Raw genomic sequence first — 25,617 nt, forward strand, 5'->3', positions numbered from 1 at the left:
ATTCGGGTGATGGCGGACTACCAGGTCGAGGTGTACTACCACCAGTTCCTGCTGGTTCCGTTCGACACCTTTCCGGTGCTCGCTCCGGCGACGGCGGGGCCGGTGCTGGCACTCGATCCGCAGGTGCCGTCCGCCGTCATCGTCCGTACGGGGTGTGCGAACGGCCCGGTCAACGTGAGCGTTCGAATCGCCGCCGAGCCGCTGACGGATCTGACAGCTGCCGTCGAGGGATGGGAAGTCGGCGAGCAGCTGGTGATGCCGGTGGAGGGCGAGCTCTACCTCGCGCCGCTCGACGGAACGAGCCCGGCGTACGTCGTCTACACCCCGTCGGTTCCGGGCCCGCACCTGATCCGCGTCCTGGCCCGAGGTCGCACCACGCACTACGACGCGGTCGTGTGGGAGCCCACCGAGGACTACGACATCACCATCACCCCTGTCACCACAGCCCCCACCCGCGAATCAGCCGGCCACGACGGCCTGTACTGAACCTGACGCCCAACCACTCGCGACGGTGCTGGTGCCTCTCCAGCAACCTGACACGGGCTGAGCCGGCGCGGGGCCGGATCTCTGGCACTCACCAAGTCGATCGATCCCGGTCTCCCCACGCTCAGCCGACGGTCGGCGGGCGCGGCTCGGCGAGGTTAGTGAGTGCTGGAGGTCCGCCTTCAGGTGGTGCTGTCGAGGAGGGAGAGGGTTGCGGCGGCGGCTGCGGTGGGGTCGGCGGCTTCGATGGCGGCGGCTAGGGCTTCGTGCCAGTTGTCGCCGCCGCTGGTGAAGACCTGGAGGCATTGGTCGTCGCGGACGCTCTCGGTGAGGGCTCGGGCGAAGCTGGTGTAGAGCTCGATCAGGACCGGGTTGTGTGAGGCGCGCGCGACGCACAGGTGGAACTCGACGTCGTTCGCGACGAACGCCGCCTCGTCGCCCGCGGTGCCGGCCGTGGCGCGGTCCTGGAGTGCCGCGTTCAGCGCCTTGATGTCGGACTTGGTACGCCGGGACGCGGCCAGGCCGGCCGCGACGATGTCGAGACCGCGCCGTACCTCGACGACGTGGTTGTGGTCGGCGGTCACCAGCCGCCGACGGATCGCGACATCGGTGGCGTCCCGCGCGGTGACGTACGTGCCGTCGCCCTGCCGCGTGGCCACCAGCCCCGCCTGGACCAGACCACGGACGGCCTCGCGCACGGACGCCCGGCTGACGCCGAGTTGCGCGACCAGTTCGGTCTCCGACGGAATGCGCTCACCGACTGCCCACCGACCCTCGGTGATCTCATCGCGGAGCTGGGATCCGACGGACTCGACCAGAGAAACCCGCTCGACTTTCTTCATCGCATCGCTTCCTTAAACGTCAGATGACTGGTAATCCTATCACCAGGCAACACCGAGATCCCGGCTCGGCTCCGACGAACACCTCGCCAAGGAGGTCGGTCCGATGCACAGCTCAGAATCCCCGCACCAGCTTGCCGCCCGTCCGGTTCGCCCCGCCGACGAACCACCGCTCGCCGAACCAACGTTCACCGAACTGCCGCCCGCAGATCCAGGGTCAGTGGTCGGCCGGGTCCTCGACGCGATCCCGTTCAACCGCGCCCACCGGCTGATCCTGCTGATGGTCCTGCTCGGCGCGTTCTTCGACGTGATGGAGGAGAACTCGCTCGGCGCCGTCGGCCCGGCGCTGAAGTCGGTCTGGAACATCTCCACCCCGGAGCTCGCGTTCCTGCAGACCGTGACGATCGGCGCGATGATCATCGGCAAGGTGGTCACCGGCGCGCTCGGCGATCACAAGGGCCGGCGGTTCGCGCTCGGGTTCAACCTGGCCATCTACTGCCTGGGCGCGCTGATCTGCGCGCTCGCCCCGAGCTACGCGGTGCTGGCGCTCGGCCGGTTCATCGTCGGGATCGGCCTCGGCGGTGAGATCGCCGCCGGTATGACGATCCTCAGCGAACTGGTCTCGACCAAGTACCGCGGTGCGGTCGTCGCTTCGCTGAACATCGGCGCCGGCGGCTTCGGCAACGTGGTGTCGTTCGGGTTCGCGGCCGTCGTCCTCGGCCCACTGGGGAACTTCTTCGGCGGCCCGGACAACAGCTGGCGGTGGATGTTCGGCCTCCTCGTCCTGCCCGCGCTGCTGGTGCTCGTGTACCGGCGCTTCCTCCCCGAGACACCGCGCTTCCTGGCCTCCCGCGGCCGCATCGACGAAGCGAACGGCGTACTGACCCGCCTGGCCTCGGGTCGGTTGAAGGACACCGACGGCCCGATCACGCCGTACATCGAGACCGTGGGTGTCGCCCCGAAGGTCGAGAAGGTGCGGTTGTCGGAGGTGTTCCGCGGCGTTCTGCTCCGCCGTACGGCGGCTCTCGCGGTGGTCTCGTGGATGACGTTCGGGGCGCAGGTGACGGTGCTGGTGCTGATGCCGACAATCCTCGTCGAGCAGGGGTACACGATCACCAAGAGCCTCACGTTCACGATGGTGATGAACCTGGGCAGCCTGTTCGGTGCCGCCGCGGCGACCTGGGCGGCGCTGAAGCTTCCGCGCCGCCTGGTGATCACCGTCGGCGCCGGTGCCGCGTGTCTCGGCGCTCTCGCGTTCGGCTTCCTGGCGACCACGCCCGCGCTGGTCCTGATCCTCGGCGCAACCTTCCAGTTCTTCGTGCTCCTGCTGAACAGCACGATCTTCGCGTGGGCCCCGGAGCTCTACCCGACCCGGGTTCGCGCGTTCGGCACCGCGATGGTGGCGGTCCAGGGCAATGTCGCCGGGGCGTTCGTCCCGATCGGCGCCGGACTGCTGCTCGACCACGCCGGTGTGGTCGCGGTGTTCGTCCTGATCGCCGTCATGTACTCCGTGATGGCGGTCGCGAGCCGGTTCGCGCCGGAGACGCACGGCCGCTCGCTCGAGGACATCAACTCCGACACGATGCAAGGAGTCTCATCATGACCCGTCTGCATGTCAGCGCCACGTCGCACTGGCCGAACTACCTCCCGGAGTACGTCGCCCGCGAGCTCGGGTACTACGAGGACGAGGGCCTCGAGTTCTCGCGGTCGGCGCCCGACGACTGGACGCAGGTACTGCGCGACCTCGAGGACGGCACCGCCGACGTCGTACTCGGTGGACTCTGGGTGCCGGCGATGTACCACGGTCGCGGCCGTGAGTACCGCGCCTTCGCGCAGCTGAACACGCGGAACCCGAAGGCGCTGGTGACCCGGGAGAAGGTCGCCGACTTCGGCTGGAAGGATCTCGAGGGCAAGATCGTCGTCGCGCCGGGGGCCGGCGGAACCGCGCCGTACGTGCACACGGCTGGGTTGATGCGTCAGGCCGGTGTCGACATGTCGAAGGTCCGCTGGGTGCGCGACCTGTCCGGGTCGATGCTCACCGAACTGTTCCTCGGCGGGATGGGGGACGCGCTCGTCACCGACCTGGTGAACGCCGCGTTCCTGGAGCACCGCAACGAGGCGTTCGTTGCCGTCCGCCACGATCGGGCCGGCGGGCTGATGCCGAACAGCGTGTACTACACAACCGACGCCGTACTGGCGCGCGAGGACAAGCTCGTCGAGCGATTCTACCGCGCGCTGCAACGGTCGTACGACTGGCTGAAGGCGCATGAGGCTGCCGAGTTGTCCGACCTGCTCGCCCGCGAGTGGCCGTCGCTGGACACCGGTGTACTCATTGGTGTGGTCGACGATCTGCGCGCCAGCGGGATCTGGGAGGACCTGCGGATCAGCGAGGAAGGGTACGGCGAGTGGATGCGGATCCTCGCCGAGGACGGATTGCTCGACGAGGCACCGGCGTACGACGACCTGGTCGCGACGGTGGAGGCATGAGCGTGGGCCGACCGATCCTCGCACTGAGTCGGGCGGAGATCGCGAAGACGCTCGAGATGCCGGCCGTGATCGAGGCCGTCGAGCAGGCGCACGCGGCGTTGAGTACCGGCGGCGCCGCGCAGGCCGAGCGCTCGACCGTCGAGGTCCCCGGCGGTACGACGCTCCTCGTGCCGATGACCGCCGCGATCGAGTCGCAGTCCGTCGCGGGCATCAAGCTCCTCACCGACACGCCCGCGAACGCGGCCCGGTCGCTCCCGGTGCAGCAGTCGACCGTGCTGCTCGTGGATCCCGAGACCGGGTCCTGCGAGGCGATCCTGGACGGGCCCGCGCTGACGCTGTTCCGGACCGCCGCGGCGTCCGCGGTCGCGACGCGGCACCTGGCGCGCGGCGGGTCCCGGACACTCGGGCTGGTCGGCGCGGGCGCGCAGGCGCGGGCACACCTGGACGCGTTGACCTGTGTCCTGACGATCGACCGCGTCGTCGTCTGGAGCCGGACGAAGGAACGGGTCGAGGCGTTCGCGGCGTACGCACGGGAACGGGTCGCCGAGGTTTTCGTTGCCTCGGGCCCCGAAGAGGTGGTGCGCGCGGCCGACGTGCTCTGCACGCTGACCCCGTCGCGCGAGCCCGTGGTACGGGGGGAGTGGTTCCGGCCCGGCCTGCACGTCAACGCGGTCGGCGCCCCGCCGCGGCCGGACTACCGCGAGATCGACAGCGCCGGCATCGCCCGCAGTCATGTCGTGGTCGACAGCTACGACGTCGTACGGCGGGAGTCGGGCGACGTCCTCGTCCCGCTCGCCGAGGGCGTGATCACGGCGGAGCACTTCGTCACCGAGCTCGGTGACGTGGTGGCTGGCGTCCGGCCGGGCCGGCGTACCGAGGAGGAGATCACGCTGTTCGACTCGGTCGGGCTCGGGCTGCAGGACATGGCGGCCGCGCGGCTCGCGGTCGACGCGGCCCGGCGTACCGGACTCGGCGTGGAGCTCCGGCTCAATTGAGAACCGCCCCCAGAAGACGTGTGACCCGCCGCTCGCCGGGATCGAGCCGGCGGGTCACACCCTGACGAAGGAGTGACAACCGATGCGCATCCTGATCGCGAACGTCAACACCATGACTTCGATGACCGAGACGATCCGTACCCAGGCCGCCGCGTTCGCGTCCGAGGAGACCGAGGTGATCGGGCTGACCCCGGACTTCGGGGCCGAGTCGGTCGAGGGAAACTTCGAGAGCTACCTGGCCGCGGTGGGGGTGATGGACGCGGTCGTTCGGTACGACGGGCCGTACGACGCTGTGATCCAGGCCGGGTACGGCGAACACGGGCGCGAAGGCCTGCAGGAGTTGCTCGACGTACCGGTCGTGGACATTACCGAGGCGGCGGCGCAGGTCGCGATGCTGATCGGCCGGAGCTACTCGGTCGTGACAACGCTGGATCGTGCGGTGCCGCAGATCGAGGACCGGCTGCTGCTGGCCGGGTTGGCGGACCGTTGCGCGTCCGTGCGCGCGAGCGGGCTCGCCGTACTCGAACTGGAGGAGGATCCGGAGCGCGCCGTCGATGCGATCGTCGAGCAAGCAGTCAAAGCGGTCACCGAGGACCGCGCCGAGGTGATCTGCTTGGGCTGCGGGGGAATGGCGGGACTCGACCGCAAGGTTGCCGAGGCGACCGGCGTACCGGTGGTGGACGGCGTCGCCGCGGCCGTCGTGCTCGCGGAGTCGCTGGTGCGGCTCGGTCTGTCCACCAGCAAGATCCGGACGTACGCCGCTCCGCGCCCGAAACGCGTCACCGGCTGGCCGCTGGGTCGATGATCCCGCTCAGTCGGGGACGAAGAAGTCCATGTCCTGCCAGAGCGTGTCGACGTGCGAGATCGCGGTCCGGCTGCGCTGTGGCTCGATCGCGATCAATGCCGCGGCCAGCCCGTAGGCGAGGCTGGTCGCGACGGTCATCGACCGGAAGTTGGAGATGCCTTCGGCCGGGATGATCAGCACGTGGTCGGCATGATCGGCCGCGGGGGAGTGCCGCGTGTCGGTGACGGCGCAGGTGGTGGCGCCGACCTGCTGGGCGAACCGCAGCGCGGCCACGGTCTGCTTGTAGTGCTGCCAGAAGCTGAACGCGACCACACAGTCGTCGCTCGTCAGCCGGGCCAGCGCGTTGGTCAGGTGCGGGCCGCCGCGGTCCTCGAGGCTGATGTCGTACCCGCGGCTGGCCGCCATCATCGTCAGGCCTTGCGCGGGGAGCGCGTGCGTCCCGGTCGCGACCACGAGCGTCCGGGGCGCCGCGTGGATCGCCTCTACGACCGCGGCGCCTGCCTCGAAGTCGAAGGAGTGCAGGCAGGACTGCAGGTTCTCGGTGTCCCGGGCGAACGCGGTCGCCAGGACGCCGGCGTGCCCGGTCGTGGGTGCGTCGGCGTCGACGTCGTACCGCCGAACGACGTACACCGAACGGAACTCCGCCTGGAACTGCGGCCAGCCCGCGTACCCGAGGGACTGGGCGAAGCGGACCACCGTCGCGCCGTTCACCTCGGCGCGCTCGGCGACCTCGGCGGCGGTCGCGTACGACGAGAAGCTCGGTTGGGTGGCCACGACATGGCGGACCCGTTCGGCCTTCGGCCCGAGGCGGGTACCGCCAGCCTGGGCGTCGAGCCATTCCGCCACCGTGTGGACCTGGTCAGTCATCACCCCATTGTGCCGGATGCAAGAAATAATGCACCATCCCTTGCATGCACGATTTCATGCATCTACTGTCCTGAGTCATCCATCCCCTCCCTGGCAAGCCGAGCTTTGCCTGAGCATGGAAGAAGGAGGCTCCGATGACCGTGGAAATCCCTGCTGCCGGCCGGACTCTGCTGGATCGTCTCGAACGGCTCCCACTGTCCCGCCCGCACTTCGTCCTGCTGTTGATGGGCGGTCTCGGGATCGCGTTCGACGGTATGGACGGCTCACTGGTCTCGTACCTGCTGCCGGCCGTCAAACCGCTGTGGCACCTGGCGCCGTGGCAGATCGGCCTGATCGGCAGTTCACTGTTGATCGGCATCCTGATCGGCGCGCTGAGTGCCGGCATCGTCGGCGACGCGATCGGCCGCCGCAAGGTGATGATGTACGCGCTCGCGCTGTACTGCGTCGCCACGCTCATCGCGGCGTTCGCGCCCTCCTGGGAGATCTTCTTCAGCGCTCGCATCGTGGCCGGTATCGGCGTCGGCGCCGAGGCCGCGATCATCCCCGCGTTCATCGCCGAGTTCATCCCGGCCCGCTCGCGCGGTCTGCTGGTCGGTGCCGTGGCCGGGTTCTTCTCCGCCGGGTACGTCGCGTCCGCGCTGCTCGGCCGGCTGTTCGTTCCGACCTTCGACCACGGGTGGCGGATCGCGCAGGTCGTGACCGCGCTGCCGGTACTGATGCTGCTGTGGTGGCGCCGCAGTCTGCCCGAGTCGCCACGCTGGCTGATCCAGCAGGGCCGGTACGCCGAAGCAGGCGTGGTCGTTGACGCCTTGGAGGACGCCGTCCGCGCTGCCGGGAAGGACGTGCCGCCGGTGTCCGCGCCGTCGGTCGAGACCACGGTGTCGGTGCCGCGCAGTCCGAAGCCCGGGGCGGGCCTGGTGCTGATGTGGCAGAACGGCCTGGCTCGTCGTACGGCGGTGTTGTGGTTGCTGTGGATCTCGATCACGTTCGCGTTCTTCGGCTTCTTCACCTGGATCCCGTCGCTGCTCGTCGAGCGGGACCTGACCATCTCCAAGAGCCTCACGTACGCGCTGCTGATCACGCTGGCGCAGATCCCGGGGTACTACTCGGGCGCGTATCTCAACGAGCGGCTCGACCGGAAGTGGACGATCGCGTCGTACCTGACCGCCGGCGCGATCTCGGCGTTCCTGCTCGCGAACGCCTCGAACAACGGCCAGCTGCTCGCCTGCGGCATCCTGCTCTCGTTCTTCATGAACGGCACGTACGCCGGTCTGTACGCCTACACGCCCGAGGTGTACCCGACCGCGATCCGCGCCACCGGGATGGGGACCGCGTCCGCGGTCGGTCGGCTCGGCGGGATCAGCGCACCGATCCTGATCGGCGTCCTGTTCACCTCGATCGGCTTCCTCGGGGTGTTCTCGATGATCGCCGCGGCGCTGCTGCTCGGTGCGGTCGCCATCCTCACGCTGGGACTGTCGACCCGCGGACGCAGGCTCGAGGAGCTGGACCCGGAGCAATCGGTTGCACACCCGAGCGCGGCGGTGCTTCCGGAACGCGGTGCGGCGGCGGCGAACTGACATGGACACAGTCTTTGTGAATGCGGCCGTCCTCGATGTTCTTGAGGGTGTTCTCGTCGAGGATCAAGAGGTTGCCGTACGCAACGGACGGATCGCCGAGGTCGGGACCGGCGTACAAAGGACCGGGCGGGTGATCGATGTTCGCGGGCGGACGCTGATGCCCGGGCTGATCGACTCGCATGTGCACGTGACCCAGGCCAGCGCGAGCTTCGCCGAGATGACGTCCTGGCCGGCGTCGTACGCGACCGTCCGATCCACGCACGTACTGAAGGACATGCTGCTGCGCGGGTTCACCACCGTGCGGGACCTGGGCGGCGCCGAGGCCGGGCTCGCCCGGGCGCTCCGCGAAGGGCTCATCGAGGGACCGCGGCTGTTGTACGGCGGTCCGATCCTGGCGCCGACCGGCGGGCACGTGCTCACCCGGATCTGCGACGGTCCGACCGAGCTCCGGCGGGCGATCCGCGAGCAGATGGCGCAGGGCGCGCACCACATCAAGCTCACGCTCAGCGGCGGTGTCGTGTCGTCGATGGCGCTCGACGCGCTGGCCTTCTCGGAGGAAGAGATCCGGGTCGCGGTCGAGGAGGCCGGGTTCGGCCACGGGTACGTCGCCGGGCACGCGTACTCCGCCGCCTCGGTGAACCGGGCGCTGCGCTACGGCGTACGGACGATCGAGCACGGGAACCTGATCGACCAGGAGAGTGTCGACCTGTTCCTGGAGCTCGACGCGTTCCTGGTGCCGACGCTGGCGACGTTCGACGCGCTGCGGCGCAGTGGAGCCGAGCACCTGACCGCCGAGGGCAAAGGCAAGCTCGACAACATCCTCGAGCTCGGGTTGCAGGCGCTGGAGCTTGCCGATCGCGCCGGCGTCGCGATCGGGTACGGAACCGACCTGCACGGGGAACTGCACGCGCACCAGCTCGACGAGTTCACGTTGCGGGCCGAAGTACAGAAACCTGCCGACATCGTTCGGTCCGCGACCGTCGTCGGCGCGGAGATCGCTGGACTGGTCGGTGAAGTGGGAGAGATCCGGGACGGTGCGTGGGCCGACCTGCTCGTGGTGGACGGGAATCCGCTGGAAGACATCGCCGTACTGACCGATCCGGACCGGCGGCTGCGCCTCATCATGCAGGGCGGCCGGATCGTGAAGGACACCCTGGACTAGGAGACTCCCGATGTGCCGTGATCATGACGAGGTCGAACCGCTGCCGAGCTCGATCAGCCGGCGCGGTGTGATCGGCGGGGCGATGGCGCTCGCCGGCGCCGGACTCGCCGCTGTTGGTCTGCCGGCCTCCGAGGCTGAGGCGGTGGGTCTGCACGCGGTTGCAGCGGGGACGTCGCGGCCGTTGGGGGAGCCGCCGGTTCCGCAGGCGGTCGTGGTCGAGAACGGGATCGTGCTCGATCCGCTCACCGGGCGGGTTGTCGAGGACGCCGTCGTGGTGCTGGACCGCGGGAAGGTGGTGGCGGTCGGCAACCGTTCGCAGACCCGGGCGGCGGTTGCCGAGGTCAACGGCCGGGCGCGGGTGATCGACGTCGAGGGCCGCTGGGTGCTGCCCGGGCTGATCGACGTCCACGTGCACGAGAATGCGGTCGCCGACGCCCGCGCGGCCCTGGCCCGTGGCGCGACGACAGTCCGCAGCGGTACTTCGGACTTCTACCAGGACATCGGTCTGCGCGCATTAGGACCGTGGGCGCCGGGCGTCGTACCGCGGATGAAGGCTTCCGGCACGTTCGTCACACCGGATCTCGGCAACACGATCCTCGGCGACCCCGCGCTGGCTCCGCTGGCCGGTGGCGTTCGTACTCCGGAGGAACTGCGGTACCTGACGTCGGTCAATCTCGAGCGCGGCGTCGACTGGGTGAAGACGCGGGTCAACGAGCGGGCCGGCGTACCTGAGCAGGATCCGCTCACACAGGTGTACGACTACGAACAGATCCGGGCGATCGTCACCGAGGCGCGCAAGCGCGGGGTCGGGGTGATGTGCCACAGCTACAGCGAACAGGCGATCGACGACGCCGTCCGGGCCGGGATCAAGACCCTTGAGCACGGCGTGTTCGTCGGCGAGCGGACGCTGACGCGGATGGCGCGGCAGGGGACGCATTTCACGCCCACGATGTCCGCGATCGGCGGCATGCGGGACTCGTCGAACCCGATCCTGAAGCAGCGCGGCGAGCAGTACTTCCCCGTTCTTCAAGCTGGGGTACGCCGGGCCGCCGAACTGGGTGTCACCGTGGTGGCCGGCACGGACTCGTTCGGGCTCGACGTCGACCCAATCGGTGGCGAGGTCCGGTTGCTGCACGAGGCGGGTCTGAGTGCGCTCGATGCGATCCGCGCGGCGACGACGAGCGCGGCGCGACTGCTCGGGCTCGAGGGCTCCGTCGGCCGGTTGGTCCGCGGGTACGCGGCCGACCTGATCGCTGTTGACGGCAACCCACTCGACGACCCCGGCGCCCTCGAACACCTCCACCTGGTGATCGCCGGCGGCGCCGTCGTCAACTGACCGGACCGCCACCACTCACCAACCTCGCGGATCGTCTGCTGCGCACGCTCAGCCGGCGGTCGGGCGGACCGATCTGGGCGGTTGATGAGTGCTGCAGGTCCGCGGTCAGCCGGCACGGGAGCGGCGCGGTCGGCGGGTGAGCGAGCGCGGGTTAGCGGGTGACGCGGTCTACTCGGTGGCCGGTGCGGTCGAAGAGGTGGATGCGGGAGGTGTCCAGGGCGAGGTGGATGCGGGTGCCGCGGCGTAGGTCGGCGTCTTGGGGGACCTCGATGACCAGGTCGGCGCGGCGGTGCGTCGGCGGTGGTTCGAGCGGGGGTTCGGTCGGGGAGCCGAGACCGATGCGGGACCGGAGTCTGGTCAGCAGCGAGGACGGGTGAGTGGGCGACGTACCGTCGTGGTCGGGTAAGGCGTGCAGGGGTTGCGCGCGGCCGACGCGGTCGGGGTCGACGGCCTCGATCCCGCACTCGACGAACGCGATCGACTGCTGGCCGTGGAACTCGAACGCGCGCAGCGTCCCGGCCAGCGGGTTCGGGACGTCCTCGTCGGTGATCAGCCGGAACGCGTTCGAGCGGGCCCCGACGATCACCTGGGCGCCCTCGTGGTGGCGCAGGATCAGGGACCGGCGATCGGTCGGCGACAGGGCGACCGACTGCGCGCCGAAGTCGAGGGCGACCCGGTGGTGGGAAGTCACCCGGACGGTCGCGTTCAGCAGATTGATCCGCGGCGTCCCGAGGAACCCGGCGACGAACGCGGTCGCGGGATCGTTGTAGACCTGGGCCGGCGTCCCGACGTCCTCGATCCGGCCGTCGCGCATCACCGCGATCCGGTCGGCCAGCGTCAGCGCCTCGACCTGGTCATGGGTGACGTAGAGCGTGGTCACGTTCAGGTCCCGGGTCATCGCGCCGATCTCCTGGCGGAGTTCGGTCCGCATCGTCGCGTCCAGGTTCGACAGCGGTTCGTCGAGCAGGAACACCTCCGGGCGCCGGACCAGCGCGCGGCCGATCGCGACCCGCTGCCGCTGCCCGCCGGACAGCGTCTGCGGCATCCGGTCGAGCACCGAGGAGATGCTCAGGATCTGCGCCAGGCCGTGCGCCGTCGAGCTCGCCGCGGTGTCGTTCTGCCCCGCGATCTGCAGCGGGAACATGATGTTCTCCCGGACGGTCCGGTTCGGGTACAGGGCGCCGGTCTGGAAGACCATCGCCACCCCGCGCTCCCGCGGCGCCAGCCGGGTCCCGTTCGTCCGGCCGAACCACACCTCGCCCGCGGTCACCCGCTCCAGCCCGGCGATCATCCGCAGCAGCGTGGTCTTCCCGCACCCGGACGGCCCGAGCAGCACCATGAACTCGCCGTCGCCGATCTCCAGCGTCAGCTCGTCCACGGCCAGGTGCTCACCCTCGAACACCTTGGACACCGCGTCGAGCCGGATCGCCGTCATGTACGCCTTATACGGGAAGATCCGGTTCACCGGCAAGAAGTGAGCATCCTTGCAACAGGCAAGGTTGACGACTTGACTGTTGCCGCAAGCAATGAGCGCGCCGTTACGCCGCCTGCGCGGGACGGCGGACCGTGCCGTTGACAACGATGGTCGCGACCTCGCCGATGCCGCCGTTCGGAGTGCGGGTCAGCTGCACGAGGTCGGCTCGGGCGCCGACCTCCAGACGGCCGCGATCGGTCAGGCCGAGCAGGTCGGCGGGTGTTGTCGTGGCCATCGTGACAGCGGTCTCCAACGGCAGACCGCCCGGGCCGGTGGACCAGCGGAGGCAGTCGAGGAGCGAGGCGCCGCTTCCCGCGAGGTACGGCGTACCGTGCAGGCGGAGGCTGCCGTCGGGGGAGACGGTGACCGCGCCGCCGACCGCGGTTCGGTAGTCGCCCGGAGCGCATCCGGCGAGCGCGGCGGCGTCGCTGGTGAGGACGCAGCGGGCGGCGCCCTTCGCGCGGACGAGAGCGGCGAAGGTGTCCGCCGGCAGATGGTGTCCGTCGGCGATGAGGAAGGCGGTGAGCTTGTCTTCGGTCAGCTGTGCCCAGATCGGGTTGTGGTGCCGATCGATCTGCGCGGGCAGACCGTTGCCCAGGTGAGTGGACAGCCGCCCACCGGCCGCCGCGAACGCGTGGATGTCATGGGCGGACGCCAGCGAATGCCCGACCGACACCACCACCCCGCGCGCTGTCAGGTGGGCCGTGAAGTCGATGGCGCCGGCGCGTTCGGGGGCAATGGTCATGATCGCGATCGCGCCGTCGGCGGCGGTCTGCCAACGGTCGAACTCGGCGGGATCGGGATCCCGGATGACGGCTGGGTCGTGGGCGCCGCGGGCCCCCTCGGCCGACGAGATGTAAGGGCCTTCGAGATGCAGTCCCGGAGCGCCGTACGCGACCGCGGGATCGGCGGCGCGGGCGGCGGCCGCGCGAGTGACGAGGGCCGTGGTGGTGGCGTCGTCGGCCGAGATGATCGTCGGGAAGACCGTGGTGACGCCCTGCTGCCAGAGGGTCCGGACGAGAGCGGACAACTCCTCGGCCGGGCGGGTCGGGTCGTTGACGTCCAGACCGGCGTACCCGTTGAGCTGGAGGTCGACGAGGCCGGGGATCAGCAGCAGGTCCGGAGCGGACGGGTGGTCGGTGATCTCCTCGATGCCGGCAGGGGAGTAGCGCACCCGCACGCCGCGGCCGGTGACGGTCCGGCCTTCCACGATGTTGCTCAGGACCTCGCTCATGACCGGACCTCGCTCAGCACAGGGGCCTCCTCGGGTTGTTCGGGACAACACAACTGCATCTTGGGACTCGCGGCAAGACATGCTAGTTTGCTGCAAACGTTTGTAGTCAACGACACCACCAAATCCGTCCCGAGGAGTGCACCGTGCTCGACACCCGGACCCAGATCGACGATCTCCAGCTCGCAGTCTTCGCCGCCACCGCGGACATGGCCGCCGCGGCCGCGGCCGGCACCGCCCAGGTGCTCACCCAGGCGGTCGCCGAGCGCGGCGCGGCGCGCGTCGTGATCGCCACCGGAAACTCGCAGCTCGCCTTCGTCACCGCCCTCGCCGGGTACGACGTCCCGTGGGCGAACGTCACCGTCTTCCACATGGACGAGTACGTCGGCATCGACGCGAACCACCCGGCGTCGTTCCGGCGCTGGATCCGGGAGCGGATCGCGGAACCGTTCGGCCCGGCGCGGGTCGAGTACATCGACGGCGAGGCGGCGGACGTCGAGGCCGAATGCCGGCGGTACGAGGAACTGCTGCGCGCGGCCCCGATCGACCTGACCTGCATGGGGATCGGCGAGAACGGCCACCTCGCCTTCAACGAACCCGGCCAGGCCGACTTCGACGACCAGCGCTGGGTCCGGCAGATCACGCTCACGCCGGAATCGCTGCACCAGCAGGTCGGCGAGGGCCACTTCCCGGACGTGGACGCGGTCCCGCCGACGGCGATCTCGCTGACCGTTCCCGCGCTGCTCAGCGCGCGCGTGGTGCAGGTCGTCGCACCCGAGCAGCGCAAGGCGGCCGCCGTACGCAACACCCTCACACGCCCGATCGACACGAGCTGCCCGTCCACGATCCTCCGCCGTACCTCGAACGCCACGCTCTACCTGGACGCCGACTCCGCCGGCGACTCCCACGACCTCCTCCCCGCGAGCGCCTGACCGCCCCCCAAGCCGAGGGTTATCCCCTCGGCTTGGGGGTTCTTCGCTGGTCTACGAGCGAAGAACCCCTAACCCGCAGGGTTAACCCCTCGCGCGCGGACGGGCGGTGGGGCGGTGGCCAGGAAGGTCCTGCCTTAGGTGAGGTTGAGGAGGGTGGGGAGGTTGATGGGGTGGTGGGTGGTGATGGATTGGGTGAGGGCGTCGCCCATGGCTACGGCGTACGCCGCTTCGGTGCTCGTGGCCATCAGGCCGAGTTCGGTCGACTCGGGGGTCGGGCCGATGAACAGGTCGTGGCGCATCAGTGGGTCCGCGCCGCCGTGGCCGCCTGACTCGGGGGCGACCTCGATGACGCGGCTCGGGCCGAAGAGCTCGGCGACCGTGATCTGGTCGGAGTCGGGCAGTGCGGTGCCGTCGACGGTGCGGCCGTGGCGGAGTTCGATGGATCCGTGGGTGCCGCCAATGCTGACCCGGTAGCCCTCCCAGGTGCTGGAGAAGTCGACCGAGTACGTCAGGTTCGCGCCGCCGGGGTAGCGGGCGATCGCGCTGTACGTGTCCTCGATGTCGATCTCCGCGTCGTACAGATACAGCGGCCGCGACGCCGGATACTGCCCCGGGTAGTGCAGCCCGAAGAGGCCGGCGCGGGCCGTGTCGTCGTCGGTCGGGAAGACGCCGGATCCCTGTTGTGCAACGAAGTACGGGTCGTCCGTACGCCGTTCGCTCCGGTGTGGGCTGGAGGGGCCGTAGTAGTTCAGAGCGCCGTACCCGAAGATCTCCTCTGGGGCGGAGCCGATCCACCAGTTCAGCAGGTCGAAGTGGTGTGACGACTTGTGCACCTGCAGCCCGCCGGACAGCGCGCGCTGCCGGTTCCAGCGCAGGAAGTAGCTCGCGCCGTGCCGCAGGTCGACGTGGTAGTCCATCACGACGCGGGTGATCCGGCCGACGGCGCCGCTCAGGATGAGTCGCTTCACCTCGCGGTGCGCGGCCGGGTAGCGGAAGTTGTGGCTGACCTGGACGGTCCCGGCCGACTCTCGCTCGGCGGCGAGCACCTCGCGGGCGGCCGCGGCCGTGCTGACCATCGGCTTCTCGGTGATCACGTCGACGTCGCGCCGCAACGCGCCGACGATGTACTCCGCGTGCGTGTGGTCCGGCGAGGTGACGATCACCGCGTCCGGGCCGACGCGCGCGAGCATCTCGTCGTACTCCGGCTGCGGGTAGAACGGGATCGGCGCGCGCCCGAGTCGCTCCAGCGCCCGGTTGAACTCGGCGACCCGGTCCGCGTCGGTGTCGACGATCGCGACCACCTCGGCGTACCCGGACAGGTCGTCCTCGTCGCTGCCGTACCCGAACCCGCCGTCGGCGGTTCGGTCGGTCAGTCCGAGGATCGGCAGGACGAAACTGGCCAGACCGCGGGCGGACAGGCCGCAGACGGCGTACCGGCGGATCGAGGACATCGGGGCTCCTTCAGTGGTCGAGCAGCCGGCAGCACGCGCTGCCGGCCGCGAACAGGCCAAGACTCTCGAACAGGGTCCGAGCCATCACCCGGTGGCCGCGGCCGCCGGGGTGGGTCGGGTCGGCCATCCATTCGGTCGGCGCCCAGCCGGACCCGGCCGCGGTCCAGTGCGCGAAGTGGTCGACGAGCAGCACGTCGCGGCGGGCGGCGACGGTTCGGATCGTGTCGGCGTACGCCGGGAGGTGGTCGCCGAGGTTGTAGCGACAAGTCCGCAGTCCGGCGGTCGGCGTCTGCGCCACGACGATCGCGCCGGTCTCCAGCACCGTGGTGAGCAAGGTGTCGTAGACCTGCTCGAACGCGGCCACACCGTCCGGACCGGCCTTCGCGTCGTTGGTGCCGACCCCGATCAGGACGACGTCGGGGGACAGGTCGAGCGCCGCCGGCAGCCGACCGAGCGTGTCGGGGGTGGTCGCACCGGAGACGGCCCAGCGGACAAACGAGTCGCCGTACCGCGTGAGCTCGTAGCGGACCCGTTCCTCGAGCAGCTGCACGTAGTCGCGCTCGGCGCCGGTCCAGTGCGCGCCCTGAGCGATGCTGTCGCCGATCGTCGTCCAACGGATCGGCTCGCCCGACTGGAGTGCAGCTGCGACCCCGGCCGTACCAGTGCTGTTCGCCATGGCCGACACGATAGCAAGATTCTCTGCCATTGCGACAAACGTTTGCAGTCCGTATCGTCCAGCGCACCCCCTCCCCGTTGCAGAGGAGCCGCCCGATGCGCAACGACCCTCGCCTGACCCGCCGCGGTCTACTGGCCGGAACAGCCGCGACCGCTCTCCTGACCGCAGGTACGACGGCGTACGCCGCGCCGTCCCGCAGCACCGCCCTGACCCTCCCGAACCCACCCGCCGGCGGACTCTCCCGCGGGCAGGTCTTCGACAACCAGATCCCGGACCGCCCGGTGTACGCCGGGCTGGTCTGGTTCGTCTGGGGAGCGTCGAGCCTGGCCCAACCGACTGGCGCGGTGCCGTCGGCGTACATGCCGGCCTTCCGCGACTTCGACAAGACGCACACGCTGGCGTGGTACGAGGCGAACCACCCGGACTGGATCGCGTACAAGGCCGACGGTTCGACGGTCGCCTGGGAGTTCGGCAACACGACGTACGTCCCGATCGACTTCCAGAACCCCGCTGTCCGGACGTTCTACTGGGACTCGTTCGTGCAGCCGAAGATCGACGCCGGCTACCCGATCATTGCCTTCGACAACGTCCTGACCTTCAACGGCTACGGGAACGCCGGGCACAAGAACGGCACCCTGTTCGTCCAGCAGTACACCGGCGACCGGGTCGACGACGCCTGGGCCGCCGCGGTCCTGGACTGGATGTCGTACCTGTCCCAACGGCTGCACGCCGCCGGGGTCGGGATGGCCGCGAACATCACCTGGAACGCCTCGGTGAAGCTCGCCGACATGCTCGAGGCGGTCGGCCTGGTCGACGTGTACGTCGACGAGCAGGGGTTCACCGTCCATCGGCCGGAGAACTACGGCGACGCGGCCTGGCTGAACAAGTACAACTTCACCCGCCAGATCGCTGCGCAAACGTTGCACCTGGCGATCAACCAGACCACCGAGGAAACGCTCGCGACCGCGACCCCGGCGCAGATCGACTGGGCGGTCGCGAACTACCTGCTCTATCGCGAGCAGAAGAGCATGCTGACGATCTGCGGCGTCGGCGAGTACCACGTCTTCGTCGATTGCCCGCAGTTGCACACGGACATCGGTACGCCGTCGGCGGCGCCGGTGCTCGACGCGTCCGGCGCGTACACCCGCCGCTACCAGCGCGGCCTGACGCTGGTGAATCCCTCATCGACCGCCACCGCGGTGGTCACGCTGCCGTCCGGAACCTGGACCGATCTGCACGGCACCAGGGTCTCCGGTCAGCTCTCGCTCCCGCCCAACTCGGGCAGCGTGCTGTCGAACTAGTTTCCTGAGAGGAACGTGCATGAAACTCCGCCGAACGTCCTCGGTCGCGCTCGTCGTCGCGGCCGGCCTGGGACTGCTCACACCGAGCGCGCAAGCCACCGGCCCCGACCAAGCCGGTGGCACCTGCCAGCCGCCGCAGACCACTGTCCCGCTGCCGGTCACGCGCGATCACGGCGTACTGCAAGGGCAGGTGTTCGACCGTCAGGTGACCGATCCGTCCGTGTATGCGGGCCGGGTCGGCTTCGTCTGGGGTGCCTTGAAGGCGGCCCAGCCCGACGGCGTGCTGTCCAGTTCGTACGTCACCGCGTTCCGCAACGCGCCGGCGCGGCAGTACACGCCCGAGTGGTTCAAGACGAACCACCCGGACTGGATCGAGTACACCGCCGACCGCACCACGCCCGCGTGGGAGTTCAACAACCAGGTCTACACACCGATCGACATCGCCAACCCCGCGGTCCGGCAGTGGTACGTCGAGACGCTGCTCGACCCCGCGATCGCGGCCGGCTTCAAGGTCATCGCGGTCGACAACATCGGCGTCCGGAACGACTTCAAGGTGAGCGGTCATTACGACGCCGACGGGAACTGGGTACAGCAGTTCGGGACCGACCCGAAGGACCCGGCGTGGGTCGCGGACGTGCTCGACTGGCTGCGGTACCTGCGCGACTACCTGCACTCCCGCGGTGTCGCGGTCGCGTTCAACCTGACGTTCAACGGCAGCCTGCACGACGAGTTCCAGGACAAGTCACCGGAGTACATCGCGGCGCTCGACCAGATGATCGACATCTCCGACATCTGGCTGAACGAGCAGGGCTTCACCGTGCACCGCGTCGAGAACGTCACCGATGACGAGTGGCAGCTGATGTTCGACCTGCTGCGCCGGCACCGCTGCAAGCCGGCCGTGATCGTGAACAAGCTGCCCACCGACTACTGGTACGAGTCCTCGCCCGAGCAACGGCAGTGGGTCGTCGCGAACTACTTCCTGTACCGCGAGGCGCCGACGATGCTGGAGAGCACGGGCCGCAAGGACTATGCGGGGTTCAACGAGATCCCGGAGATGGAAGCCGATCTCGGTCCGGCGATCACACCGCCGGTACGTCGTGGCCCGGTGCTGTGGACGCGGCTGTACCGCGACGGGATGGCCGTGGTGAACCCGTCGTCGACGCAGTCCGCCCCACTCGTGCTCCCCGCTGGGACGTGGACCGATGTCCACGGGGTGCAGTACTCCGGGCAGATCGCCGTACCGGCCAACACCGGCCTGGTGCTCAAGAAGAGTTAGTTGCTGACCTGGCGGTCGGCCGGCGCGACGCCGGTCGACCCCCGGATCACCAGCCGGGTCTCCAGCTTGACGGTGGTCGGCGCGCTGAAGTCTTCGCCTTCGCGGAGCTGGTCCAGGAGGAGGTCCACGGCCGCCGAGCCCAGCTCCGCCGCGGGGACGTGGATGGACGTCAGCATCGGGTGGGTGACCGTCGACAAGGGGCTGTCGTCGATCCCGATCACGCTGATCTCCCGGCCGACCTGCATGCCGCGCTCGGTGAGCCTCGACATCACGCCGAGCGCGATCAGGTCGTCGTACGCGATGGCGGCCGCGACGTCGGCGGATTGCAGGAGGTCGGCGGCCCGCATCCCGGCCTGGATCTGCGGCTCGAACGGGCCGAGCTCACGCAGCTCCACATCGTTCGCCGCGCAGGCGGCCGCGAGGGCGTCGCGGCGTTGCTGGTTCGACCACGAGCGGCGCGGGCCGGCCAGGTAGCAGATCCGTTGGTGGCCGAGGGAGACCAGGTGTTCGACCGCTTCCTGCATGCCCTCGGACTCGTCGATCACGACACTGCCGGCGCCCTCGACCTCACGGTTCACGAAGACCACGGGCAGTTGCTGCGCGAGCCGGGTCAGCTCGGCCGGCGCGGTTCGCGGCGAGGCCAGGATCAGTCCGTCCACCTGGCGGCTCAGTCCGCGCGCGAGCTCGAGCTCGTCGGCCACGTGCTCATCGGTGTCGGCGATCAGGACGGCGTACCGCTTGTCGCGGGCGCGGGCCTGCACGGACTTGATGATCGGGGGGAAGAACGGGTTCGCGATGTCCGGGACGACCAGACCGACCGTGTCGGTCCGGCCGGACACCAGTGAGCGGCCGGCTCGGCTCGGCGCGTACCCGAGCTGCCGGGCCACCCGTTCGATGCGGGTCCGGGTCTCGGCGTTGACCTTCTCCGGATCGGTGAGCGCCCGCGACACGGTCGAGGTCGACACGTTGCAGGCCGCGGCCACCTCCGCCAGCGTGACAGCCAATGCAGCTCCCGAGGTCGTCGTGGATCGTCAAGGCATCGTAGCGCAAACGATTGCCGTGATCGTTGACCCTGATTGTACCCACTTCGACGGGATTCCACTGCAAACCGTTGACTCTTGCTGCAAACGTTGGCAGTCTCATCTCACCCCGGCCGGTCCGGCCGCGGATCGAAGGGAGATCCCGTGCGCTCCAGCAAGAAAATGACAGCGATCGTGACCGGTCTGGTCCTGCTGTCCGGACTGACGGCCTGTTCGGGGGGAGGCGGTTCAGCCGCCTCGGCCGCCGGCGCCGCACCGCTGACGGTCGCCGCGTACTCGCAGCCGACCCTGCAGCCGAACTTCAACCCGTTCTCGGTGAACGCGCTGCGTGGCACCACCGGGCTGATCTACGAGCAACTGTTCGACTTCAACACCGCGCACCAGAACGAGTTCATGCCGAGCCTCGTCACGAGGTACACCTGGGCATCGGGTGGGAAGGCGATCGACCTGACGCTGGACAACCGGGCGAAGTGGTCCGACGGCAGTGCGCTGACCGCGGACGACGTGATCTTCACCTTCGACTACCTGAAGCAGCACGAGTTGCTGGCGCTGCCGGTCGACAAGGTGACCAAGACCGCCGACGGCGTCCACCTGACCTTCACGAAGCCGGCGTACGCCGCCCTTCAGGACCTCGGTCGCACGGTGATCGTGCCGAAGAAGGTGTGGGCGTCCAAGGACCCGGACACCGACACGAACCTGAAGCCGATGGGCAGCGGCCCGTACTCGCTCGGCCAGGTGACCGGGCAGCAGGCGACCTTCAAGGCCCGCTCGGACTACTGGAAGCAGCAGGTCCCGGTGCCGCAGATCACCTACGTCACCACGAGCAGCACCAACCTCCTGACCCAGCAGCTGGTCCGCCACGAGATCGACCTGGCGTACGCCGGGATTCCTGACGTGAAGAACCAGTTCGTGCAGCGCAACCAGGCGCAGAACAACCTGTGGCCGATCTACGCCAGCATGAAACCGCTGATGCTGAACCTGAAACGCAAGCCGTTCGACAACGTGCACGTCCGCAAGGGACTGGCGCTCGCGCTCGACCGGCAGGCGGTCACCGACGCGTACAACCCGGGTGTCTATCAGCCGGTCGGCCCGACCGGTCTCTACCAGGGCACCTGGTCGTCGTGGATCGATCCGGCCGACCGGGATCCGCTGAAGCGCGATCAGCCGGCCGCGCTGGCCGAGCTCGCGAAGGCCGGCTACACGCAACAGGGCGGCAAGCTGATCGGTGCTGACGGCAAGCAGTTGAAGCTGCGGATCCTCACTGTCAGCGCGTTCGCGGACGGTATGGCGTACTCGCAGGAGCTGGCCGGACAGCTCGCCGCCCTCGGCATCGACGCGGCGGTGAACGGCGTACCGTCGGCGGCCTACACCGGTGACGAGGACAAGCGGGACTTCGACGCGATCTACGGTGACGCGTTCACCTTCGGCACGAACCCGTACACGTTCTACAACAAGATGTTGTCGAAGAAGTCGAAGACGAACGTGGTCGGCTGGGACGACCCGGCGACCGAGTCCGCGCTGGGTGCCCTCGCGCAGGCCGCGCCGGACGCGCAACTGGCCGCGTCCAAGCCGCTGCAGCAGATCATGCTGACCCAGGTCCCGGTGATCCCGGTCGCCGTGAAAGGTACGCCGTACATGTACAACACCGAGCACTGGACCGGCTGGCCGAGTGCCGAGAACCCGTACACCACGCCGGATCCCGGTGCCATCAGTGGTGTGTTCGCGGCCAAGCTGTTCCTCTCGCTGAAGCCGGCATGACGCGATTCCTGGGTACGCCGTTCGCGCAGCGGATCGGGTTCTACCTGGTGGCCGCCTGGTCCGCTGTCACGATCAACTTCGTCCTCCCGAGGCTGATGCCGGGTGATCCGGCGTCGGCGATCCTGTTCAAGATGTCCGAGCTGGGACCGGTGTCGGAGCAGCAGGAGGAACTGGTGCACCGGCTGTTCGGCGGCGCGCGCGGTCAGTCCTGGTGGCACGAGTACGTCAGCTACCTGAACGGGATCCTGCACCTGGACTTCGGCCGGTCGATCTCGTTCTACCCGGCGACCGTCTCGTCGGTGGTGCGCTCCGGGTTCCTGTGGACGCTGCTGCTGGTCGGCAGCGCGACGGTGATCGCGTTCGTGGTCGGCACCAGTCTCGGCATCGTGGCCGGCTGGCGCCCGGGCCGCGCGATCGACTCGGTCGGCAGCCTGGTCTCGATCTTCCTGCACTCGGTGCCGTACTTCTGGGTGGCGCTGATCCTCGCCTACGTGTTCTCGTTCACGCTCGGCTGGTTCCCGCTGTCCGGTGGTGCCGACCTCGGCCTGGTGCCCGGGTTCACGCCGGACTTCCTGAACAGCGCGGTCCGGCACGCGATGTTGCCGGCCGCAACGATCGTGCTGACGTCGGTGAGTGGCTGGATGATCCACATGCGCAACATGATGGCGTCGGTGGTGAACGAGGACTACGTGCTGCTCGCGCAGGCGAAGGGCCTGCCCGGTCACCGGGTGGTGTTCTCGTACGCCGCGCGGAACGCCGTACTGCCGAGCATCAGTGGGTTCGCGGTCTCGATCGGGATGGTGGTCGGCGGGTCGCTGCTGACCGAGATGGTGTTCAACTATCCCGGTCTCGGCAGCCTGCTCAACCAGGCGATCGTGAACGTCGACTACCCGCTGATGCAGGGGCTGTTCCTGATCATCTCGCTGACCGTGCTGGCGGCGAACTTCGTGGTCGACTCGGTCTACGTGCTGATCGATCCGCGCACCCGGGAGGTGTCGTGATGAGGCGACTGTTGACCAGCGGCGACCGGAAGGTGACCGTCGGGTTGGTCGTGCTGGCGCTGATGTTGCTGATCGCACTGGTCGGACCAGTGTTCGTCAGCGCGGTGCTCGGCCAGTCGCCGACCAAACTCCACGCCGGCCCACCGATGGCCGCACCGTCCGGTGACCACTGGCTGGGTACGACGTCCTCCGGCGTCGACGTGTTCGCGCAGTTCATCACCGGGACCCGGGTCTCGGTGTTCGTCGGTCTGGTCGGCGGGACGATCTCGACGTTCCTCGCCGTCCTGTTCGGGCTGGTCAGCGGGTACCACACCGGCAAGGCAGGAGCCGCGCTGACCGGGTTCGTCAACATCTTCCTGGTGATCCCGGGGCTCCCGCTGCTGCTCCTGATCGCCAGCTACACCCGCGGCCGAGGCGGTTGGCCGGCGGTCGCGTTGATCATCGGTCTGACCAGTTGGGCCGGTGGCGCGCGGGTCAAGCGGGCGCAGACGTTGTCGCTGCGCAACCGGGACTTCGTCGCGGCCGCGCGGTACAGCGGGGACAAGCAGTCGCGGGTGCTGTTCCTCGAGGTCGTGCCGCATCTGGCTCCGGTGATCGCGTCGACGTTCCTGTTCGCGGTGGTGGGTTCGATCGCGGCGGAGGCGGGGCTGGACTTCATCGGCGCCGGCAACACGAACACGGTGAGCTGGGGCACGATGCTCTACTGGGCGCAGTCGCAAGGCGCGTTGCAGACCGGCGCGTGGTGGTGGTTCCTGCCGCCGGGTCTCGGCATCGCCCTGGTCGGTACGGCGGCCGGGCTGGTGAACTTCGGTATCGACGAGCTCTCGGACCCAAGGCGGCGTACGTCGCGGATGTCTGGGCGCCCGAAACGGCGGAAGGTCAGCCGCACAGCCAGCAGGACGGGGGCCGCGGCATGACGTTGCTTGAGGTACGGGACCTGGTGGTCGAGTACGGGACGGATCCCGCGGTGCGGGCCGTCGACGGGGTGTCGTTCGACGTCGGGCGCGGCGAGATCTTCGGCGTACTCGGGGAGAGTGGGAGCGGGAAGACCACGTTGATGACCGCGATTACCCGGCTGCAGCGACCGCCGGCCCGGATCGCCCGCGGGACGGTGACGTACCGGCCGGTGGAGGGCGAACCGGTCGAGCTGGTCAGCTGCGGACCGCGGCAACTGCGCGAGCTTCGGTGGGAACGGGTCGCCGTGGTGTTCCAGAGTGCGATGAGTTCGCTGAACCCGGTGATGCGGGTCGGCACGCAGTTCGCCGATGCGATCCGCGCACATCGGCCGATGAAGCGGTCGGACGCGTGGGAGCGGGCCGCGGAGCTCTTGGAGCTGGTCGGCATCCCGCGCGACCGGGTGCGCAGCTACCCGCACGAGCTGTCCGGTGGGATGCGGCAGCGGGCCGCGATCGCGTTGTCGCTCGCGTGCCGGCCCGACCTGGTCGTGATGGACGAGCCGACCACGGCGGTCGACGTGGTGATGCAGCGGCAGATCCTCGACAACCTCAAGGAGCTGCAGGCAACCTTCGGCTTCTCGGTCCTGTTCGTCACCCACGACCTGTCCCTGCTCGTCGAACTCGCCGACCGGATCATGGTGATGTACGCCGGTCGCGCGGTGGAGATCGCCTCGGCAGGGGACATCTATCGCAACCCGCAGCACCCGTACACGCAAGGACTGCGGGACTCGTTCCCGTCGCTGCACGGCCCGCGCCGGGCGTTGCGTGGAATCGGTGGCGCGCCGCCGGACCTGCGGCGGTTGCCGGCCGGGTGTGCGTTCGAACCGCGCTGCCCGCAGGCCGTGGACGACTGCCGGGACACCCTTCCGCTGCTGCTCGACCGCGACGGTGCCCAGGCGGCCTGTCTGCTGCTGGACGATCAGTCGGACCATCAGCGGGATCGTGAGCTGGACCGTCAGGAGGTGCGCCATGCTGGAGGCCGTTGAGATCACCAAGCGGATGGCTCTGCACGGGCGGCGGCGCGGGGAGTGGTTCACGGCCGTCGACTCGGCGTCGTTGAAACTCGAGCCTGGCAAGGTCGTCGCGCTGGTCGGCGAGAGCGGTTCGGGGAAGAGCACGCTGGCCCGGATCCTGACGCTCGGGGACGAGCCGTCCGGCGGGACGGTCCGATTGGCCGGCAAGGACGTCAGCCGGCGTCGGCGGGCGGACCGGCAGGCGCACTTCGGTCAGGTGCAGCTGATCATGCAGGACCCGTTCGCCTCGCTGAACCAGCTGCACCGGGTGCGCTACATCCTGAGTCGGCCGTTGCGGAACTTCGGGACCGCCAACGACGGCGACCTGACCGGCCGGATCATCGAGCTGCTCGAACGGGTCAACCTGACGCCGGGGGAGCAGTACATCGACAAGTACCCGCACGAGCTGTCCGGTGGCCAGCGGCAACGAGTCGCGATCGCCCGCGCGCTGGCGGCCGACCCGACGGTGCTGATCGGCGACGAGCCGGTCTCGATGCTGGACGTGTCGATCCGCCTCGACGTACTGCGGCTGTTCGCCGACCTGTGCGCGCGGGATGGGCTGGCGATGCTCTACATCACGCACGACATCGCAAGTGCGCGGTACTTCGCGGACGAGATCAACGTGATCTACGCGGCGCGGATGGTCGAAGGCGGGCCGGCCGAGGAGGTCACGCAGCGGCCGCGGCACCCGTATACGCAGCTGCTGCTGGAGTCCTCGCCGGATCCGGATCGCGAAGGTGCGCGCAGTACGTTGCCGATCGTCGACGCGTCGAACGAGCCGATCGACCGGGAGCAGGAGCTGGCCGGGTGCCCGTTCGCGGCCCGGTGCCCGCACGCGATGCCGGTGTGCACCGAGCGACCACCACCGTCGACCACCTCCGCCGACGGCCACTGGTCCCGCTGCTGGCTCGACCAACCGGTCTGACCAGTACACCTCCCGACCTGTCCACCGGTCTG

23 protein-coding genes are annotated in these 25,617 nt (G+C 69.1%); 16 read left to right on the forward strand and 7 right to left on the reverse strand.

Features of this window, described 5'->3' with window-relative positions:
* Nucleotides 1-9: 9 nt before the first annotated feature.
* On the forward strand, nt 10-486 hold the full coding sequence (locus tag AC0662_RS01835) for a hypothetical protein (RefSeq protein ID WP_478297832.1): 477 nt from the start codon (nt 10-12) through the stop codon (nt 484-486).
* Between the two features lie 179 nt (nt 487-665).
* Here AC0662_RS01835 and AC0662_RS01840 read toward each other — a convergent pair whose 3' ends face one another.
* Entirely contained in the window at nt 666-1,325 is a 660-nt protein-coding gene (locus AC0662_RS01840; RefSeq protein ID WP_452195937.1) for a FadR/GntR family transcriptional regulator, read from the reverse strand.
* Between the two features lie 103 nt (nt 1,326-1,428).
* On the opposite strand from AC0662_RS01840, the gene AC0662_RS01845 reads away from it, so the two are divergent.
* From AC0662_RS01845 to AC0662_RS01860, 4 genes are all read left to right on the forward strand, one after another.
* Nucleotides 1,429-2,925 (forward strand): MFS transporter, encoded by a 1,497-nt coding sequence (locus AC0662_RS01845; RefSeq protein ID WP_478297834.1) that lies wholly within the window; start codon nt 1,429-1,431, stop codon nt 2,923-2,925.
* The gene (locus AC0662_RS01850) at nt 2,922-3,809 is read left to right on the forward strand and encodes an ABC transporter substrate-binding protein (RefSeq protein WP_478297836.1); all 888 of its coding nucleotides are present in this window, start codon (nt 2,922-2,924) and stop codon (nt 3,807-3,809) included. Before AC0662_RS01845 ends, AC0662_RS01850 begins: the two co-directional genes overlap by 4 nt.
* Nucleotides 3,806-4,804 (forward strand): ornithine cyclodeaminase family protein, encoded by a 999-nt coding sequence (locus AC0662_RS01855; protein WP_478297838.1) that lies wholly within the window; start codon nt 3,806-3,808, stop codon nt 4,802-4,804. Before AC0662_RS01850 ends, AC0662_RS01855 begins: the two co-directional genes overlap by 4 nt.
* Nucleotides 4,805-4,886: 82 nt before the next feature.
* Entirely contained in the window at nt 4,887-5,609 is a 723-nt protein-coding gene (locus AC0662_RS01860; RefSeq protein ID WP_452195942.1) for an aspartate/glutamate racemase family protein, read from the forward strand.
* A 6-nt stretch (nt 5,610-5,615) separates the two neighbouring features.
* On the opposite strand, the gene AC0662_RS01865 is transcribed toward AC0662_RS01860, so the two are convergent.
* On the reverse strand, nt 5,616-6,476 hold the full coding sequence (locus AC0662_RS01865) for a MurR/RpiR family transcriptional regulator (RefSeq protein WP_452195943.1): 861 nt from the start codon (nt 6,474-6,476) through the stop codon (nt 5,616-5,618).
* Nucleotides 6,477-6,610: 134 nt separating this feature from the next.
* Between AC0662_RS01865 and AC0662_RS01870 the strand changes: the two genes are divergently transcribed.
* Genes AC0662_RS01870 through AC0662_RS01880 form a run of 3 tightly spaced genes read left to right on the forward strand, consistent with a single transcriptional unit; the run spans nt 6,611 to nt 10,551 of the window.
* Nucleotides 6,611-8,053: an MFS transporter gene (locus tag AC0662_RS01870; RefSeq protein ID WP_478297841.1), complete on the forward strand. Its 1,443-nt coding sequence runs from the start codon at nt 6,611-6,613 to the stop codon at nt 8,051-8,053.
* A gap of 1 nt (nt 8,054) precedes the next feature.
* A complete protein-coding gene (locus AC0662_RS01875; RefSeq protein WP_478297843.1) occupies nt 8,055-9,215 on the forward strand; it encodes a metal-dependent hydrolase family protein in 1,161 nt (386 codons plus the stop codon).
* Nucleotides 9,216-9,225: 10 nt separating this feature from the next.
* The gene (locus AC0662_RS01880; protein WP_478297845.1) at nt 9,226-10,551 is read left to right on the forward strand and encodes an amidohydrolase family protein; all 1,326 of its coding nucleotides are present in this window, start codon (nt 9,226-9,228) and stop codon (nt 10,549-10,551) included.
* 151 nt (nt 10,552-10,702) lie between these two features.
* Here the strand turns inward: AC0662_RS01880 and AC0662_RS01885 are convergent, their stop codons facing one another.
* Both AC0662_RS01885 and AC0662_RS01890 read right to left on the reverse strand, forming a co-directional pair.
* Nucleotides 10,703-12,016 carry an ABC transporter ATP-binding protein gene (locus tag AC0662_RS01885; protein WP_478300174.1) on the reverse strand — a complete coding sequence of 438 codons (1,314 nt, stop codon included), beginning with the start codon at nt 12,014-12,016 and terminating at the stop codon, nt 10,703-10,705.
* 73 nt (nt 12,017-12,089) lie between these two features.
* The gene (locus AC0662_RS01890; protein ID WP_478297847.1) at nt 12,090-13,259 is read right to left on the reverse strand and encodes an N-acetylglucosamine-6-phosphate deacetylase; all 1,170 of its coding nucleotides are present in this window, start codon (nt 13,257-13,259) and stop codon (nt 12,090-12,092) included.
* Nucleotides 13,260-13,402: 143 nt separating this feature from the next.
* Between AC0662_RS01890 and AC0662_RS01895 the strand changes: the two genes are divergently transcribed.
* Complete coding sequence (locus AC0662_RS01895) at nt 13,403-14,188, forward strand: glucosamine-6-phosphate deaminase (RefSeq protein WP_478297849.1); 786 nt, start codon at nt 13,403-13,405, stop codon at nt 14,186-14,188.
* A gap of 134 nt (nt 14,189-14,322) precedes the next feature.
* On the opposite strand, the gene AC0662_RS01900 is transcribed toward AC0662_RS01895, so the two are convergent.
* Complete coding sequence (locus AC0662_RS01900; protein ID WP_452195949.1) at nt 14,323-15,639, reverse strand: Gfo/Idh/MocA family protein; 1,317 nt, start codon at nt 15,637-15,639, stop codon at nt 14,323-14,325.
* Between the two features lie 10 nt (nt 15,640-15,649).
* Nucleotides 15,650-16,315: an SGNH/GDSL hydrolase family protein gene (locus AC0662_RS01905; protein WP_478297851.1), complete on the reverse strand. Its 666-nt coding sequence runs from the start codon at nt 16,313-16,315 to the stop codon at nt 15,650-15,652.
* A 95-nt stretch (nt 16,316-16,410) separates the two neighbouring features.
* Here AC0662_RS01905 and AC0662_RS01910 point away from each other — a divergent pair, with 95 nt between their 5' ends.
* Nucleotides 16,411-17,616 carry a putative glycoside hydrolase gene (locus AC0662_RS01910; RefSeq protein ID WP_478297853.1) on the forward strand — a complete coding sequence of 402 codons (1,206 nt, stop codon included), beginning with the start codon at nt 16,411-16,413 and terminating at the stop codon, nt 17,614-17,616.
* A gap of 19 nt (nt 17,617-17,635) precedes the next feature.
* Nucleotides 17,636-18,892 carry a putative glycoside hydrolase gene (locus AC0662_RS01915; protein WP_478297855.1) on the forward strand — a complete coding sequence of 419 codons (1,257 nt, stop codon included), beginning with the start codon at nt 17,636-17,638 and terminating at the stop codon, nt 18,890-18,892.
* Here the strand turns inward: AC0662_RS01915 and AC0662_RS01920 are convergent.
* Nucleotides 18,889-19,896 carry a LacI family DNA-binding transcriptional regulator gene (locus AC0662_RS01920; protein WP_452195953.1) on the reverse strand — a complete coding sequence of 336 codons (1,008 nt, stop codon included), beginning with the start codon at nt 19,894-19,896 and terminating at the stop codon, nt 18,889-18,891. The two genes, AC0662_RS01915 and AC0662_RS01920, sit on opposite strands and share 4 nt — an antisense overlap.
* 198 nt (nt 19,897-20,094) lie before the next feature.
* Here AC0662_RS01920 and AC0662_RS01925 point away from each other — a divergent pair, with 198 nt between their 5' ends.
* From AC0662_RS01925 to AC0662_RS01945, 5 genes are read left to right on the forward strand one after another with little or no spacing between them, the layout of a single operon-like run.
* Nucleotides 20,095-21,690 carry an ABC transporter substrate-binding protein gene (locus AC0662_RS01925; protein ID WP_478297857.1) on the forward strand — a complete coding sequence of 532 codons (1,596 nt, stop codon included), beginning with the start codon at nt 20,095-20,097 and terminating at the stop codon, nt 21,688-21,690.
* Nucleotides 21,687-22,691 (forward strand): ABC transporter permease, encoded by a 1,005-nt coding sequence (locus AC0662_RS01930; protein WP_478297859.1) that lies wholly within the window; start codon nt 21,687-21,689, stop codon nt 22,689-22,691. Before AC0662_RS01925 ends, AC0662_RS01930 begins: the two co-directional genes overlap by 4 nt.
* Nucleotides 22,691-23,608 (forward strand): ABC transporter permease, encoded by a 918-nt coding sequence (locus tag AC0662_RS01935; RefSeq protein WP_452195956.1) that lies wholly within the window; start codon nt 22,691-22,693, stop codon nt 23,606-23,608. Before AC0662_RS01930 ends, AC0662_RS01935 begins: the two co-directional genes overlap by 1 nt.
* Nucleotides 23,605-24,633, forward strand: coding sequence for an ABC transporter ATP-binding protein (locus AC0662_RS01940; RefSeq protein WP_478297862.1), 1,029 nt, complete (start codon nt 23,605-23,607; stop codon nt 24,631-24,633). The genes AC0662_RS01935 and AC0662_RS01940 overlap by 4 nt, the downstream gene beginning before the upstream one ends.
* The gene (locus AC0662_RS01945; protein WP_452195958.1) at nt 24,617-25,585 is read left to right on the forward strand and encodes an ABC transporter ATP-binding protein; all 969 of its coding nucleotides are present in this window, start codon (nt 24,617-24,619) and stop codon (nt 25,583-25,585) included. The genes AC0662_RS01940 and AC0662_RS01945 overlap by 17 nt, the downstream gene beginning before the upstream one ends.
* Nucleotides 25,586-25,617 lie beyond the last annotated feature (32 nt).

The organism is Kribbella sp. NPDC043289 (assembly GCF_056436705.1).